15 protein-coding genes and 1 pseudogene are annotated in these 13,811 nt (G+C 62.0%); 7 read left to right on the top strand and 9 right to left on the bottom strand.

Translation table 11 applies throughout. The annotated features are described in order from the left end of the window. The first annotated feature begins 41 nt into the window (after positions 1 to 41). On the top strand, positions 42 to 461 hold the full coding sequence (locus tag U5A67_RS35705; RefSeq protein WP_205986611.1) for a helix-turn-helix domain-containing protein: 420 nt from the start codon (positions 42 to 44) through the stop codon (positions 459 to 461). 10 nt (positions 462 to 471) lie between these two features. Here U5A67_RS35705 and U5A67_RS35710 read toward each other — a convergent pair whose 3' ends face one another. From U5A67_RS35710 to U5A67_RS35730, 5 genes are all read right to left on the bottom strand, one after another. Continuing rightward, complete coding sequence (locus U5A67_RS35710; RefSeq protein WP_321818021.1) at positions 472 to 660, bottom strand: hypothetical protein; 189 nt, start codon at positions 658 to 660, stop codon at positions 472 to 474. Positions 661 to 753: 93 nt separating this feature from the next. After that, positions 754 to 936: a hypothetical protein gene (locus U5A67_RS35715; protein ID WP_321818022.1), complete on the bottom strand. Its 183-nt coding sequence runs from the start codon at positions 934 to 936 to the stop codon at positions 754 to 756. Between the two features lie 117 nt (positions 937 to 1,053). Next, positions 1,054 to 1,362 (bottom strand): hypothetical protein, encoded by a 309-nt coding sequence (locus U5A67_RS35720; protein ID WP_205986614.1) that lies wholly within the window; start codon positions 1,360 to 1,362, stop codon positions 1,054 to 1,056. After that, the gene (locus U5A67_RS35725; RefSeq protein WP_321818023.1) at positions 1,359 to 1,583 is read right to left on the bottom strand and encodes a hypothetical protein; all 225 of its coding nucleotides are present in this window, start codon (positions 1,581 to 1,583) and stop codon (positions 1,359 to 1,361) included. The genes U5A67_RS35720 and U5A67_RS35725 overlap by 4 nt, the downstream gene beginning before the upstream one ends. A 23-nt stretch (positions 1,584 to 1,606) precedes the next feature. Then, a complete protein-coding gene (locus U5A67_RS35730) occupies positions 1,607 to 1,798 on the bottom strand; it encodes a hypothetical protein (RefSeq protein ID WP_205986616.1) in 192 nt (63 codons plus the stop codon). A 497-nt stretch (positions 1,799 to 2,295) separates the two neighbouring features. On the opposite strand from U5A67_RS35730, the gene U5A67_RS35735 reads away from it, so the two are divergent. From U5A67_RS35735 to U5A67_RS35745, 3 genes are all read left to right on the top strand, one after another. Then, positions 2,296 to 4,500 (top strand): TonB-dependent siderophore receptor, encoded by a 2,205-nt coding sequence (locus U5A67_RS35735; protein WP_321818024.1) that lies wholly within the window; start codon positions 2,296 to 2,298, stop codon positions 4,498 to 4,500. A 145-nt stretch (positions 4,501 to 4,645) separates the two neighbouring features. After that, a complete protein-coding gene (locus tag U5A67_RS35740) occupies positions 4,646 to 5,329 on the top strand; it encodes a Fe2+-dependent dioxygenase (RefSeq protein WP_321818025.1) in 684 nt (227 codons plus the stop codon). Beyond that, entirely contained in the window at positions 5,326 to 6,009 is a 684-nt protein-coding gene (locus U5A67_RS35745) for a PepSY-associated TM helix domain-containing protein (RefSeq protein ID WP_205986619.1), read from the top strand. Before U5A67_RS35740 ends, U5A67_RS35745 begins: the two co-directional genes overlap by 4 nt. Positions 6,010 to 6,018: 9 nt before the next feature. Here U5A67_RS35745 and U5A67_RS35750 read toward each other — a convergent pair whose 3' ends face one another. Next, positions 6,019 to 6,954 (bottom strand): LysR family transcriptional regulator, encoded by a 936-nt coding sequence (locus U5A67_RS35750; protein ID WP_321818026.1) that lies wholly within the window; start codon positions 6,952 to 6,954, stop codon positions 6,019 to 6,021. A gap of 101 nt (positions 6,955 to 7,055) precedes the next feature. On the opposite strand from U5A67_RS35750, the gene U5A67_RS35755 reads away from it, so the two are divergent. Further along, positions 7,056 to 7,967, top strand: a complete 912-nt coding sequence (locus U5A67_RS35755; protein ID WP_321818027.1) for a DMT family transporter — start codon at positions 7,056 to 7,058, stop codon at positions 7,965 to 7,967. 13 nt (positions 7,968 to 7,980) lie between these two features. On the opposite strand, the gene cobF is transcribed toward U5A67_RS35755, so the two are convergent. Next, a complete protein-coding gene (cobF, locus tag U5A67_RS35760; protein WP_321818028.1) occupies positions 7,981 to 8,751 on the bottom strand; it encodes a precorrin-6A synthase (deacetylating) in 771 nt (256 codons plus the stop codon). Continuing rightward, positions 8,748 to 9,689: a LysR family transcriptional regulator gene (locus U5A67_RS35765; RefSeq protein WP_321818029.1), complete on the bottom strand. Its 942-nt coding sequence runs from the start codon at positions 9,687 to 9,689 to the stop codon at positions 8,748 to 8,750. The genes cobF and U5A67_RS35765 overlap by 4 nt, the downstream gene beginning before the upstream one ends. 143 nt (positions 9,690 to 9,832) lie before the next feature. Here U5A67_RS35765 and metE point away from each other — a divergent pair, with 143 nt between their 5' ends. Continuing rightward, positions 9,833 to 12,136, top strand: a complete 2,304-nt coding sequence (gene metE, locus U5A67_RS35770) for a 5-methyltetrahydropteroyltriglutamate--homocysteine S-methyltransferase (protein ID WP_321818030.1) — start codon at positions 9,833 to 9,835, stop codon at positions 12,134 to 12,136. Positions 12,137 to 12,262: 126 nt separating this feature from the next. Then, positions 12,263 to 12,850, top strand: coding sequence for a LysE family translocator (locus U5A67_RS35775; protein WP_321818031.1), 588 nt, complete (start codon positions 12,263 to 12,265; stop codon positions 12,848 to 12,850). A gap of 8 nt (positions 12,851 to 12,858) precedes the next feature. On the opposite strand, the pseudogene U5A67_RS35780 reads toward U5A67_RS35775, so the two are convergent. Continuing rightward, positions 12,859 to 13,688 (bottom strand): annotated as a pseudogene (locus U5A67_RS35780) (AraC family transcriptional regulator). Positions 13,689 to 13,811: the final 123 nt, after the last annotated feature.

Consider the following 13,811-nt stretch of genomic DNA (forward strand, 5'->3'; position numbering starts at 1 on the left):
TTCTGAGGGCAATTCTCCCGTAATTAAGCGAAGGTTATCCCATGCCTACGCGAACCGAAAAAGCCGCCTTTGCCGCCCGTCTGCGGGCTGTCATGAGGCGCGAATCCCTGTCGCTGGAAGGACCCACTGCACTGGCGAACTGGCTCAAACAGCGCAGTCACGGCGCCATTTCCGTATCGCCGCAAACTGCTCACAAGTGGTTGAAAGGCGCCACCATTCCGCTTCACGACACGCTCGTGTTATTTGCCGAGTTGTTCGACGTCGATCTGCACTGGCTGCAATATGGGCCGGGCCAGCGAGGCCCGGAATTTCCGCCTTCGCCGCAGCCTGCCACGATGCGTGAGCCGACCATACCGCCTGCGCACGCACACCAATTGCTCTCGAGGTTCGAATCTCTCGACAAAGGCGATCGCGCATTGGTCGAAGTATTGATTTCGCGGCTGACCAGTTTGCCCGACTAGTCATTTGCGTTCAAACCACCAACGCCACCACCGCAACAACTGTCATCACGAACGCCACCGCTGCCAACGGCGCCACGCGCAAATCGTCCATCTGATCATGGCCGTCCACGGTATTGAATAACGGAAGAATCAGTATTGCGAAGTAACCCAGCATGATTTGCAGCGCCAGTAATAACTGGAGCGTCGATTCGACGGGCATGGTGCTGACTCCGCGGTGAAGGGCGGAGTCAGTCTAGTAAGCGAAAATGCGGCTGTGCATAGGCCGATCGTCAAGCATCGTTAGAGCTGTCGTTCACCCGGGTTCGGCGACCAGAATCAATACTGCCATCGCGATCAGGGTGGCCGTGGCGCAGACCAGCAGCGCAAACGGCCGCCTTTGCAGCATCGCGTCGATAGTGGGAATCAGCATTGGCGTCATGGCGAGCATGACGATAACAACGATAAACAACGCCCAGACATTGGTGAGATGCGGCATGAGATGGCGCTCCACAATTGGATGACATCCATCGTAGAGCGCGAGCCTGTGACTGCGTATCAGATCGATCTGATTCTGCTTTTGCTTTTGCTTGAACGGCGCCCGGCCGCTTCGGCATCAAGCCGCCATCGGCGCAGGACTCAGCATCAAAATCACGCTCACGCCATCGGCTGCTTCGATTTTCGAAATTGCGCAATCGTTCAGGGCAATATCGAAGGTGCCTTCCTTGAGATGTATCGTCGCGCTGCCGTGAGGATGAAACGTCAGATTCGTCACGAGGCTTTGCTCGGTTTCCGCGTTTGCGACGCGCGAAAGCGCGAGCGCATCGACGAAGATTGCACTTACCGGCTTCTGTGCTTCCGGTTGGTCGTTCTGCCCTTGGGTTTCGGCTTGATTACGTTTGACAGAGGGCTTGCGCTGCTTCATCGGTTCGACTCCTTATTGCCGGAACGTCCGGCTGTGTCGCGATGAATCTTAGGTTTGCGCCGCGTCTGTCGATATCGAAAGAATGCGAATTTATCGCTGCCTTTATACCTGGCATATCTGATTAATGGCTGTGAACTGGCTCCGCGCACGAGCAGCACGGAAATGCCACCGAAGAAAGCGAAAAACGGAGCCAGGACGCTGAGCACGACGGCAACAGGCATGATGCGTTCTCCTTGTGCGGCACTCAGGCAGCAGGCAATAACGCAGCAATGGCGAGCAGCACCACGGCCAGCGAAACAATGCCGATTCCCGCCGTACGCAAGGCCACACGTCGACGCTCGATTAGCGGGTCGGAAGACGGAATAAACAGAATCGTGGCGCCTGCCAGAAAGAGAACAAGTAGCAGGACAGCCCGGAATGAAATGGGATAGGGCACGATGCGACTCCCTGAATGAGTTGGTTAAGTCACATCGTAGAAATCCCCGCCACTGACGCCAATCAAAGAAGTTCGAATCTGAGGACGAACGAGCCCGCCAATACAATGCCAGGTACGCTAAAAAAAATATAAGGATGCCGAATCAATTAACGAGTCAAACGCTGTGACTTATTAATCAGACAAATAAAGCTAAATTAAATTACAAAATCCAACCATTAAATTACATTTTCATTATTCATAACAAAGGCCGCCGAAAATCACGCGTTGTAGCTGAAATGCATCAATCGATTGAAATAGTTGGTAACTTCTGGAATGATAGCGATTCTCATTCCTCGGCCAATCACACGATGGTTGTCCGGGCTTTAATTCAAAAATAGCCAGCCTCGTCGATCCCTGTGCATTTTCAAGGGGCCGCCAGCCAGCCACCGCCATCCAGGCCGAACGCGTCTCCTTCGCGCGCTCCACCGGCTGGATCTTCTTTCGTCGCACAGGGAACCATGTTGATCAGGACGCCGCTCGCGAGTGCCCTCGCGCTAGCTTTTGCCTTGCCGTTTGCCACCTCCGCGCTCGCTCAGAGCGCGCCGGCCGTTGCCGCTTCGGACGCTGCTGCGCCCGCGGCGAGCGCTCAAGCCAAAGCGAAAGCCGACGATAACGGCACGCTGCCCGCCGTCGCCGTTTCCGCCGAGGCGGCGCCGCAGGATTTCCAGGCCGAGAAGTCGACGGTGGGCGCCAAGACGCCCACGGCGCTGCGCGACATTCCGCAGACGGTGACCGTCATCAACAAGGCGCTGATGCAGTCGCAAGGCGCGACCTCGTTCCAGGACGCGCTGCGCAACGCGCCCGGCATCACCATCGGCGGCGCGGAAGGCGGGCAGATCGGCAACAACATCAATCTGCGCGGCTTCACGGCGCAGAACGACATCTACCTGGACGGCTTTCGCGATCGCAACCAGTATTACCGCGATACCTTCGATCTGGAGTCGATCGAAGTGCTCTACGGTCCCTCGTCGATGCTGTTCGGGCGTGGCTCCACCGGCGGCGTGATCAACCAGGTGAGCAAGCAGGCCGGTCTCAAGCCGATCACCGAAGTTTCGTCGACGATCGGCACCAATGACCGCTATCGCGCGACGCTCGACGTCGATCGTCCGCTCGGCGATCACGCGGCGTTCCGCCTGAACGCGTTCGGCCAGTCGCTCGGTTCCACGCGCGACGAGATGATGAACAAGGACTACGGTTTCGCGCCGACGCTGCGTTTCGGCATCGGCACGCCGACCGAAGTCACGCTGTCCGCGCTGATCCAGCACAACTACGATCAGCCCGATTACGGCGTGCAGTCGATCAACGGCCATTCGTTCTCGCCGTCGAAGAGCACGTACTACGGCCTGACCGACGACCGCACGATCCAGGACGTGCAGACCGTTTCCGCGCGGATCGATCACAAGTTCAACGATCAGTTCAAGATCAGCAACCAGACGCAGTTCTCGCATTCGCTCACCGATGCGCGCGAGACGGCGGCGCAAGCCGTGCTCACGGGGCCGCTTTCGACCAGCACGGCGCTCAAGAACGGCAATTACACGTCGCTGCCGCTTTCGGATCTCTATGTGAAGCTGCAGAGCCATGATCGCGTGATCGAGAACCACTCGATCTACAACGATACGATGGCGCAGTACAAGTTCAACACGGGCTTCGTGAAGCACGAGATGATCGCGGGCGTGGAAGTGGGCCACGACAGCTACACGAATCAGGCCTACACGCGCAACAATCTGCCGATCGTTTCGCTGCTCGACCCCGTCTATATTCCGACGCCGTCGAACGTCACGACGACGGTGGGCAATCACGCGGAATCGGGCGCAACGACGCTGGCGGCTTACTTCAACGAAACGATGTCGCTGGGCGAGCACTGGAAACTGATTGGCGGTGTGCGCTGGGATCGCTTCCAGGCGCATATTACGAATTCGATCAGTGCTCCGAACTATGCGGCGCAGACCAATACGTTCACCAGCGTGCGCGCGGGCGCGATCTATCAGCCGACCGACTGGCAGTCGTATTACTTCTCGTACGGCACGTCGTTCGATCCGTCGCTGGAGGCGATGACCGTCACCAATACCACGCAAGGTCTCGCGCCCGAGCACACCAAATCGTATGAAGTGGGCGGCAAGTGGGATCTGCTGAACGGCAATCTTTCGGTGACATCGGCGTTCTTCCAGCAGGAAATGGATAACGCGCGCACGCAGACGACCGCCGGCGAATACACGCTCGAAGGCGATATTCGCGTGCGCGGTTTCCAGGCGGGCGCGACCGGCCACATCACCAACAAGTGGCAGGTGTTCGCGGGCTACACGTATATGGACGGCATCGTGCTCAAGGCCGCCGACGGCACCCAGGGCAAGACGCCAGCGAACACGCCGCGCAATACCTTCACGCTCTGGACCACGTATGCGTTCACGCCGCATTGGGAAGTGGGCGGCGGGCCGACCTATATGTCGTCGCGTTACGCAGCAAACACGAATTACGTGCAGGTGGGCGGTTATACGCGTTGGGATGCAATGGCCGAGTATCACGAGAAGAAGTGGGACGTGCGCCTGAATTTGCTGAACCTGACCAACAAGTTCTACTATGACGCGCTGATCCAGTCGGACGGCGGACGTTCGGTGCCAGGCGTCGGACGCACGTTCCTCGCCACGGTCGATTACCGCTTTTAAGCTGTACCGTTCGTAACCGGCGCTAATGATGGAGCCACGCCGGTGTCACGCAAAGCCCGCATGATTGCGGGCTTTTGTGCGTCCGAACCCCTTGTAATGCCGCGTAATCAAAGCGGTGCAACGCGGAACCAGGAAGGAAACGACGATGCTGATTTCTATCCCGAACGTCTTGACGCCCGAGCAGGTGCAGGCCATTCGTGCGCGCCTCGACCATGCGGGCGACGCGTGGGTCGACGGTCGCGCGACGGCCGGCTGGCAAGGCGCGCCGGTCAAGCGCAATCAGCAGATTGCCGAGCACACGCCGATCGCGCGCGAACTGGGCGATATCGTGCTGGCCGCGATCGAGCGCAATCCGCTTTTTATCAGCGCGGCGTTGCCGAATCAGGTCTATCCGCCGCTGTTCAATCGCTATGAAGGCGGCATGACGTTCGGCTCGCATGTCGATGGCGCGGTGCGCGTGCTGCCCAACGGCGTGAAGCTGCGCACCGATGTTTCGATCACGCTGTTTCTTTCCGATCCCGACGAATACGACGGCGGCGAACTCGTGATCGAAGATTCCTATGGCGTGCAGGAAGTGAAGCTTCCGGCGGGCCACATGATCGTCTATCCGGCCACGAGCCTGCATCAGGTGAATCCGGTCACGCGCGGCGTGCGCGTGGGCAGTTTCTTCTGGGTGCAAAGCCTCGTGCGCGACGACACGAAACGCGCGCTGCTGTTCGACATGGACACCGCCATTCAACGCCTCAACGCGAGCGACGCGGACGCGCAGGCGCGCCGCAGTCTCGTGGGCTGCTATCACAATCTTTTGCGTATCTGGAGTGAGACGTGAGTTCTGCTGACAACGCCGTTTTAATCGACGATCAACAACGTAGCGAGCGCACGAAGCGTTCGCGGCGCGCCACCTTTATCAAGTGGCTGCGCAAGGTGCATGGCTGGGTCGGTTTGTGGGGCGCGGCGCTTGGCTTGCTGTTTGGCGTGACGGGTTTCGTGCTCAATCACCGGATGGAGCCGTTGCGGATTTCGCCGGGCGCACCGCAGGTTTCGTCGATGCAGCTCGACGTGCCCGATCCCGCGCCCGAAACGCCGCGCGACATGGTCAAGTGGCTCAAGTCGCAACCCGATCTGAAACTGCCGCCGCACATGGGCCGCGTGCAGAAGGAGCCCTCGCACAAGGTCGCGTGGGGCGATCGCACTGTGATGCAGCCCGAACACTGGCAGATCATGTTCGCGGCGCCGCATGAAAGCGTGAGCGCCGAATACTGGGTCGGCGACGATGCCATCACGCTCAAGCGCTCCGACAATTCGCTGATGGCGACCATCACGAATCTGCACAAGGGCGTGGGCATGAGCATCGGCTGGGTGCTGTTTATCGACACCTTCGCGGGTGCGCTGATTCTGCTTTCGCTCACCGGCGTGCTGCTGTGGACCGAACTGAACAAGCGCAAGACGGTGGGGGCCGTGCTGTTGATCGGCTCGATCGTCGTGGCGGTGTGTGTCGGGCTCGCCTGAGTTTGAGTTTTAGCTTTGGTTAGGCGGGGTCGTGTTGCCCAGGTGTTGCGCAAGATAGTCGATAAACGCGCGCACCTTGGGCGGCAAAAAACGGTTGGGCGGATAGAGCAGCCAGACCGGTCCCCGATAGGCGCGCGCCTCGAAAATCCACTCGGGCAGCACCTGCACGAGACGGCCGTCGCGCAACGCGTCGGCCGCCGTGAATTCCGGCAGGCAGGCGATGCCCCAGTCTTCCAGCGCCGCTTCGCAGCGCGCGCCCGCGTGATTGGCGATATAGCGGCCTTTCACTTCCACGGTCTGCGTTTGTGCGCCCCGACGCAGGCGCCAGCGATGATCGTCGGCGGTTTCTCCCAGCCATAGGCAATCGTGTTGCGCCAGTTCGCGCGGTTCGCGCGGCGTGCCGCGCGCGGCCAGATACGCGGGCGACGCGCACAACAACCAGCGCACGGCGCCCAACTGACGCGCGGCGAGGCCCGGCGGCGGCGTGTGCGTCGGACGGATCACGAGATCGAGGTTGTCGCGCAAGGGATCGGCTTCGTGGTCGGTGAAGACGAGCTGCACGTCCACATCGGCGAATTCGCGCAGAAAGCCGGGAATCAGCGGATGAATCACGGTTTTTGCATAAGCCGTGGGCGCGGCCACGCTCACGCGACCTTGCGGCTTTGCGGCGAGCTGGCCCGCCGCGTCGATGGCGCCCGCCGCCGCGCCGACCATATCCCGGCAATGCCGATAAACCTGCTCGCCCGATTCCGTCACGCGGATCTGGCGCGTCGAACGTTCCAGCAAACGCGCGCCCAGCGCCTCTTCCAGCCGTTTGATCTGGCGGCTGACTGTCGATGGCGTGCTGCCCAACTGGCGCGCGGCAACCGAGAAATTGCCGGCCTCGACCACGCGCGCAAAGGTGGCGAGATCGGGTAGCAGGGCGAACAGGTCCGTTGGGTTCATCTGTGCGTGGGCGACATAAAAGATGTTCGTATCAGGCCGATTATCGCCATGAATGCAAAGCAGGACAATGGCCGCTCCCGCCATCGATGAGGTCCGCTGCCATGTTTTCGCGCTTCGCCCGCCTGATGCATCTCGCCGACTGGCTGTTGTTGGCCGTCGCGTTCGTTTGGGGCACGAGTTACGGCGTGGTCAAGCACGCGCTGGCGTTTTATCCGGTGCTGGGCTTGCTGGCGCTGCGCTTTGGCATCACGTTCGTGCTGCTCGCGCCTGCATTGCGCACGCTGCGCCTGGCGTCGCGGCGTGCGTTGGGCGGGGCGCTGCTCGCGGGCGCGCTGTTGCTCGGCATCTTTTTGTGCGAGACCTTCGGCGTGATGCTGACGCGCGCATCCAATGCGGCGTTTCTGATCAGCCTGTGCGTCGTGCTGACGCCGCTGGTTGAGTGGGCGATGTTGCGGCGGCGTCCCGCGCGCGCCGAGTGGCTGGCGGTCGCGGCTTCGCTTGCGGGCGCGTGGCTGCTGACCGGCGGCGCCTATGTGCCGAATACCGGCGATGCGCTCATTCTGCTGGCCGCGCTCCTGCGGGCGATTTCCGTGTGCGTGACCAAGCGCGTGATGCGCGACGCCGCGCTCGATCCGCTTGCCGTGACGGCCGTGCAGGCGGGCTGCGTGACGTTGGGCAGCACGGCGCTTGCGCTGGCGTTCGCGCCGCAGCAGTGGCAGGCGCTACCCGCATTCGCCGGCCACGGCGCGTTCTGGTTGAGCGTGGCGTGGCTCGTGCTGGCCTGCACGCTCTTCGCGTTCTTCGTGCAGAACTACGCCGTGCGCCGCAGCAGCCCGACGCGCGTGGCCTTGCTGATGGGCAGCGAACCGGCGTTTGGCGCGCTGTTCGCCTGCGTGTGGCTGGGCGAACGGTTGAGCGCCGCCGCGTGGATGGGCGGCGCGCTGATCGTCGCGGCGACGGTGCAATGGAAGCGCACCGATGCAGCGGCGCTCAGCGAAACCGCCAGCGCCTGAATGCGCGAGCGCTTTAGTCCTGCATGCCGCGTTTGCGCAGCAGATACGTATCCATGATCCAGCCGTTCGCTTCGCGCGCTTCGGCGCGCACGCGCGCGATCTCGTCTTTCACCTCGTCTAGCGGCCCCGCCACGAGGATTTCATCGGGCGTGCCTACATACGCGCCCCAATAAATGTCGAGATCCTCGCCGGCAATCTGCGTATAGGCGTTCTGTGCGTCGAGCATCACCACGGCGCTGTCGGCATCGTCGGGAAAGCCGTTCTCCACCAGCCTGCGCCCCGTCGTAATGCTCACAGGCTTGCCGATAAAGTTCAGCGGCACGCGATGCTTCGCCGCCAGCGCCTGCACGCTGCTGATGCCCGGAATCACCTCGAAATCGAACGTCATGCGCCCTTCGGCCAGAATCGCATCCAGAATGCGGATCGTGCTGTCGTACAGCGACGGATCGCCCCAGACCAGAAACGCGCCGCATTGCCCATCGGCGAGTTCGTTCTCGATCAGCCCTTCGAACACGCGCTGCTTGTCGCGATTGAGTTCGTCGACGGCGGCCTTGTATTCGACGCCGTCACGTCGACGTTCCGGGCTCGTGGCTTCCACGATCCGATAATCAGGATTCCGTATGAAGCGTGCGCAGATCTCCTTGCGCAGCGCCACGAGCTTGTCTTTTGCTGCGCCCTTGTCCATCACGAAGAACACATTGGCGGCGTTGAGCGCCTCGATGGCCTGTACGGTCAGATAGTTCGGGTCGCCCGCACCAATGCCGATGATCAGAATCTTTTTCACGTCGTAGTTCCGGTGAGTGAGTCGTCCGCGAGGAGTTCGATAGCGTCGAGTTGTGTGGCGCAGATATCGCGCACGATGGTCACGAAATCGGCGAAATAAGGGCGCGTGGCGATGGCTTTGGGGGCGATCGCGTAAAGCTCGCTCCACAGGCCTTTCGCGCCCACGCGCCGCGCGAGCACGTAATCGTGATCGACATAGCTTTTCACGCCCCAGTTGGGCAGCGCCGCGATGCCCCGGCGGCTTGCCACCAGCTGCATGATGGCGATGGTCAATTCCGCCGTGCGGCGCTCCAGCTTGATGCCCGCGGGTTCCAGCACTTCGCGGATCAAGTCGATGCGCGATTCCGGCACGGGATAGGTGATGAGCGTTTCGTCGCGCAGGTCGTCCGCGTTGAGCTTGCGGCGATTGCGCAGCCGATGCTCGTTGGCCATCACCACGAGAATCTCGAAGCGAAACAGCGGCGCGACCGTGAGCGCGCGGCGCGCGCGCGGCTTCGAGCCGATCACCACATCGGCTTTGCCTTCGGCGATCAGACGCATGGGATCGGCGTGAAAGCCCGCGACGAGATCGACCTCGACCTCGGGCCAGCGGCGGCGGAATTCGTCCATCACCGGCATCAGCCAGTCGAAACAGGTATGGCATTCGAGCACGATGCGCAATTCGCCGCGCGCGTCGCCCTTCAGGCGCACGAGATCGCGCTCGGCGGCGGCCACGCCGGCCAGCGTCTCGCGCGCGAGCGCGAGCAGGCGTTCGCCCGCCGCAGTAAAGCGCAGCCCCTGACGCGTGCGCTCGAATAGCGAAACGCCGTAATGGCTTTCGATGTCGCGGATCTGGTGCGAAAGCGCCGACTGGCTCAAATGCACGCGCGCGGCGGCGGCCACGAGCTTGCCCGAATCGGCAATGGCGACGAGCGAGCGCAAATGACGGATTTCGATCATGCGGCTTCGCTTGGGCCGGGCGGCCCGACAAAAAACTGGATATGAATTTGGCTCATACAACGATGAAAACATGTCGCTTGAAGAATGATAGCGCGACTTCGACAATGCCCCGCTAAACAGGACATTTGCAGACCCGATCGACCATGGCACGCACTCATATTTCCGGCTTTCCCCGCATCGGCGCGCAGCGCGAACTGAAGTTCGCGCAGGAGGCGTTCTGGCGCGGCGAAATCGACGAAGCCCGCCTTCATGACGTAGGCGCGGGCCTGCGTGCGCGTCACGGACTGATGCAGCGCGACGCCGGTCTGGACTTCGTGTGTGCGGGCGACTTCGCCTGGTACGACCCGATGCTGAGCATGAGCGCGCTGCTGGGCGCCTTGCCGGAGCGCTTCGGCTTCGATCCGCGTACGCTGACGCTCGCGCAGTACTTCGCGCTCGCACGCGGCAACGCGCAGCAACCGGCGCTGGAAATGACGAAGTGGTTCGACACGAACTATCACTACATCGTGCCGGAGATCGACGCCGATACGCGTTTTGACGGTGGCGTGGACTGGTTTTACGAAGAAGTGGGCGAGGCGCAGGCGCTCGGGCGCGCGGTCAAGCCGGTGCTGATCGGCCCGATTACGTGGCTGTGGCTCGCCAAAAGCCGCGTGCCCGGTTTCGATCGTTTGTGGTTGCTGCCGCGCTTGCTGGTGCGTTACACGCGCATTCTGGAGGCGCTGAAGGCGCGCGGCATCGAATGGGTGCAAATCGACGAGCCTGCGCTGTGCTGCGATCTCGAAGACGACTGGCTGGCGGCGTTCGGCGCTGCGTATGAAGCGCTCGGCGAAAGCGAGGTCAAACTGCTGATCGGCACGTATTTCGGCTCGGCGGCGCAGCATGCGGCGCGCGTGGCCGCGCTGCCGGTGCACGGTATTCACGTCGATCTGGTGCGTGCGCCGGAACAACTCGACGTATGGCGCGCGGCGCTGCGCGGCGATCAGGTTCTTTCGGCAGGCGTCATCGACGGTCGTAATGTCTGGCGCGCCGATCTCGCTGCAATCGCCGATACGTTGCTCGACACGCATGTGCAATTGGGCGAGCGTCTGTGGATTGCGCCGTCGTGCTCGCTGGCGCACGTGCCGGTTTCGCTCGACGGCGAGCGCAAGCTCGGTGCGCAGATCAAGTCGTGGCTCGCCTTTGCCACAGAAAAGCTCGCGGAAGTCAGCGCCGTTGCGCTGGCGCTGACCGATCGCGCCGCCGCGCAGGCGCAACTCGATGCGGCGAGCGCGGCGCTGGCGGCACGCGCGCAATCGTCGGCGGTCGTGAATACGCTGGTGCAGCGTCGAACGGCAGCGGTGACGGATGCGATGGCGCAGCGCAAGAGCGCATTCGAGGTGCGCGAGCGTCTGCAGCGCACCGCACTGCGTCTGCCGCTCATGCCGACCACGACGATCGGCTCGTTCCCGCAGACGGCGTTGATCCGCGAGACCCGCGCTGCTTACCGTCGCGGCGAACTGCGTGCGCTCGACTATCTGGAGCGGATGCGCGAGGAGACTGCGGATTCGGTGCGCCGCCAGGAAGCGCTGGGACTCGACGTGCTCGTGCACGGCGAAGCCGAGCGCAACGACATGGTCGAATATTTCGCCGAGCAATTGTGGGGTTTTGCCGTCACGGAAAACGGCTGGGTGCAGAGCTATGGCTCGCGCTGCGTGAAGCCGCCGCTGATTTACGGCGATGTGTATCGTCCCGAGCCGATTACGGTGGAGGCGATCCGCTACGCGCAATCGCTCACGACGCGTCCGCTCAAGGGCATGCTGACCGGCCCGGTGACGCTGCTGCAATGGTCTTTCGTGCGCGACGACCAGCCGCGCGCGACCACGGCGCTGCAACTGGCACTGGCGATTCGCGACGAAGCGGTCGATCTGGAGAAAGCGGGCATCGGCATCGTGCAGATCGACGAACCGGCGTTTCGTGAAGGCGCGCCGCTGCGCCGCGAGGCAAGCGATGCGTATTTCGCGTGGGCGGTGCGTGCGTTTCGTGTGGCGTCGTCCGGTGTTGCGGACTCGACGCAGATTCACACGCATATGTGTTATTCGGAATTCAATGCGGTGCTGCCTTCCATTGCCGCGCTGGATGCGGATGTGATCACGATCGAAACGTCACGTTCGGCGATGGAATTGCTCGATGCGTTCGGCGATTTCGAGTATCCGAATGCAATTGGGCCCGGCGTGTACGACATTCATTCGCCGCGCGTGCCGCATACCGACGAAATGGTGCGCCTGATCGAGCGCGCCTGCGAAACGATTCCCGCCGCACGGCTTTGGGTGAATCCGGATTGCGGCCTGAAAACGCGCGCGTGGGCGGAAACCGAAGCGGCGCTGCGCAATATGGTGAGCGCCGCGCGTGTGTTGCGCGAGCGTTATGCGGCGAACGCGAACGAGACGGCGGTGCCGGTGGCGGCATAAGGTTTGATTGCGCGCGATTGCGTTTTAGCGCGCCACAGTAATTTTCTTCAATACGCTCGCCTTTGCCTTGCGTACGCTCGACGGTGAATCATCGCTGTTGGGCGTATCGGGGAGAACACGAGCATCATGAGTACCGCACTTTCGATGGCCGCTTTCGCGCTGGCCACGTCCATCACGCCCGGTCCTGTGAATATCGTCGCGCTGGGCGCGGGCGCACGTTATGGTTTGCGCGCGAGCCTGCGTCACGTCACGGGCGCGACGGTGGGCTTTGCGTTGCTGCTGCTTTTAATCGGCCTCGGTCTGCATGAACTGCTGGCGCAATGGCCGTCGCTAACACATGCGATCGAATACGCGGGCGTTGCGTTTCTGCTTTACGTCGCGTGGAAACTCGCCACCGACGATGGCCGTATCGATTCGAATCGCAGCGCGCGCGGCCCCAGACTGCTTACAGGCGCCGCGATGCAATGGCTCAATCCCAAGGCGTGGCTGGCTTCCGTGGCGGGAATGGGCGCGTATGCCGCTTCGGGCGATAAAGCGATCGTCTGGCAGTTCGCGGCGATTTACTTCGTGGTTTGCTACGCGTCGATTGCGTGCTGGGCGTGGGCGGGCGCTTCGCTGCGCCAGGCGCTGCGCGAACCTTCGCGCGTGCGCTTTGTGAATCGCGCCATGGCGCTGTTGCTGGCGGCGAGTGCTTTCTGGCTGCTTCTGGAATAGCGTCGCGATTAGATCCCGCGATATTGCCCCGGCGTAGCCGCCACAAACTGCCTGAAAGCGCGCTGCAAATGCGCCTGATCGGCGAAACCGGCTTCGGCGGCGACATCGGCGATGGCATGGCCGCGGCGCAATTGCGCGCGGCTGAACTCGATGCGCCGGTTCACCACATAGGCATGCGGCGTGAGGCCGTATTGCTCGCGAAACGCGCGAATCAGATATGAAGGCGAAAGCTCAGCCGCCGCGCAAATCTCTTCGAGCTTGAGCGCGCGCGTGTAGTTATCGTCGATAAACTCGGCGGCGCGCGTAATACGGCGATCGGGCGCGCGCACGGCCGCGTGCTCCGGCGCGGGATTGAGCGTTTGCTGTAGCAGCGTGAAATAGTGCCGCGCCGCGCTTTCCTTGCGCGCCACGTCTTCGTGCGGATCGACCAGCACGTCATAGAGGCTGTTCAAGCCGGCAAACAAGGCCTCGTCCCACGTGAGCGTCTGCTCGAAAGGACTGAACCCTTCCTGCGCGCCAAAGCCCAGTTCGTGCTGCAAACGCGCGAGCCAGTCCACGTCGATATGAAACATGCGGTATGTCCACGCCACATCGTCGGCGGGATTGCAGGCGTGGACCATTTGCGGATTGATCACGACAATCGCGCCCGCATGAATGTGTTCGAGCGTATCGCCGTTCAGATAGGTGCTGCGCCCGCCTAAAATCGCGCCGATCGAAAACGTGCTGTGCGCGTGACGGCCATAGCGCACCTTGCGGCCATCGGCGATGGCGCGCACTTCGATAAAGGGCAGGCGTCGTCGCGCCAGAAACTGGGCGTGGCGTCGATCGATTGCGGCATGGCGAACCTCGAAAGCGATGCCTTGCAATTACGCATGGCATGAAGCCTCGATATTAACGCAGCGCGCCTAACTGATTACGAGAGAGCGCACACGCCGGTCGTGATAGCTTGATGGCCCGATTC

The organism is Paraburkholderia sp. J69-1 (assembly GCF_905220255.1).
GTDB lineage: Bacteria > Pseudomonadota > Gammaproteobacteria > Burkholderiales > Burkholderiaceae > Paraburkholderia.

What these genes read in the sequence shown, in the direction of transcription:
- U5A67_RS35705 (WP_205986611.1), top strand. Translation starts at nt 42, where the DNA reads ATGCCTACGCGAACCGAAAAAGCCGCCTTTGCCGCCCGTCTGCGGGCT.
- U5A67_RS35710 (WP_321818021.1), bottom strand. Translation starts at nt 660, where the DNA reads ATGCCCGTCGAATCGACGCTCCAGTTATTACTGGCGCTGCAAATCATG.
- U5A67_RS35715 (WP_321818022.1), bottom strand. Translation starts at nt 936, where the DNA reads ATGCCGCATCTCACCAATGTCTGGGCGTTGTTTATCGTTGTTATCGTC.
- U5A67_RS35720 (WP_205986614.1), bottom strand. Translation starts at nt 1,362, where the DNA reads ATGAAGCAGCGCAAGCCCTCTGTCAAACGTAATCAAGCCGAAACCCAA.
- U5A67_RS35725 (WP_321818023.1), bottom strand. Translation starts at nt 1,583, where the DNA reads ATGCCTGTTGCCGTCGTGCTCAGCGTCCTGGCTCCGTTTTTCGCTTTC.
- U5A67_RS35735 (WP_321818024.1), top strand. Translation starts at nt 2,296, where the DNA reads ATGTTGATCAGGACGCCGCTCGCGAGTGCCCTCGCGCTAGCTTTTGCC.
- U5A67_RS35740 (WP_321818025.1), top strand. Translation starts at nt 4,646, where the DNA reads ATGCTGATTTCTATCCCGAACGTCTTGACGCCCGAGCAGGTGCAGGCC.
- U5A67_RS35750 (WP_321818026.1), bottom strand. Translation starts at nt 6,954, where the DNA reads ATGAACCCAACGGACCTGTTCGCCCTGCTACCCGATCTCGCCACCTTT.
- U5A67_RS35755 (WP_321818027.1), top strand. Translation starts at nt 7,056, where the DNA reads ATGTTTTCGCGCTTCGCCCGCCTGATGCATCTCGCCGACTGGCTGTTG.
- U5A67_RS35765 (WP_321818029.1), bottom strand. Translation starts at nt 9,689, where the DNA reads ATGATCGAAATCCGTCATTTGCGCTCGCTCGTCGCCATTGCCGATTCG.
- metE (WP_321818030.1), top strand. Translation starts at nt 9,833, where the DNA reads ATGGCACGCACTCATATTTCCGGCTTTCCCCGCATCGGCGCGCAGCGC.
- U5A67_RS35775 (WP_321818031.1), top strand. Translation starts at nt 12,263, where the DNA reads ATGAGTACCGCACTTTCGATGGCCGCTTTCGCGCTGGCCACGTCCATC.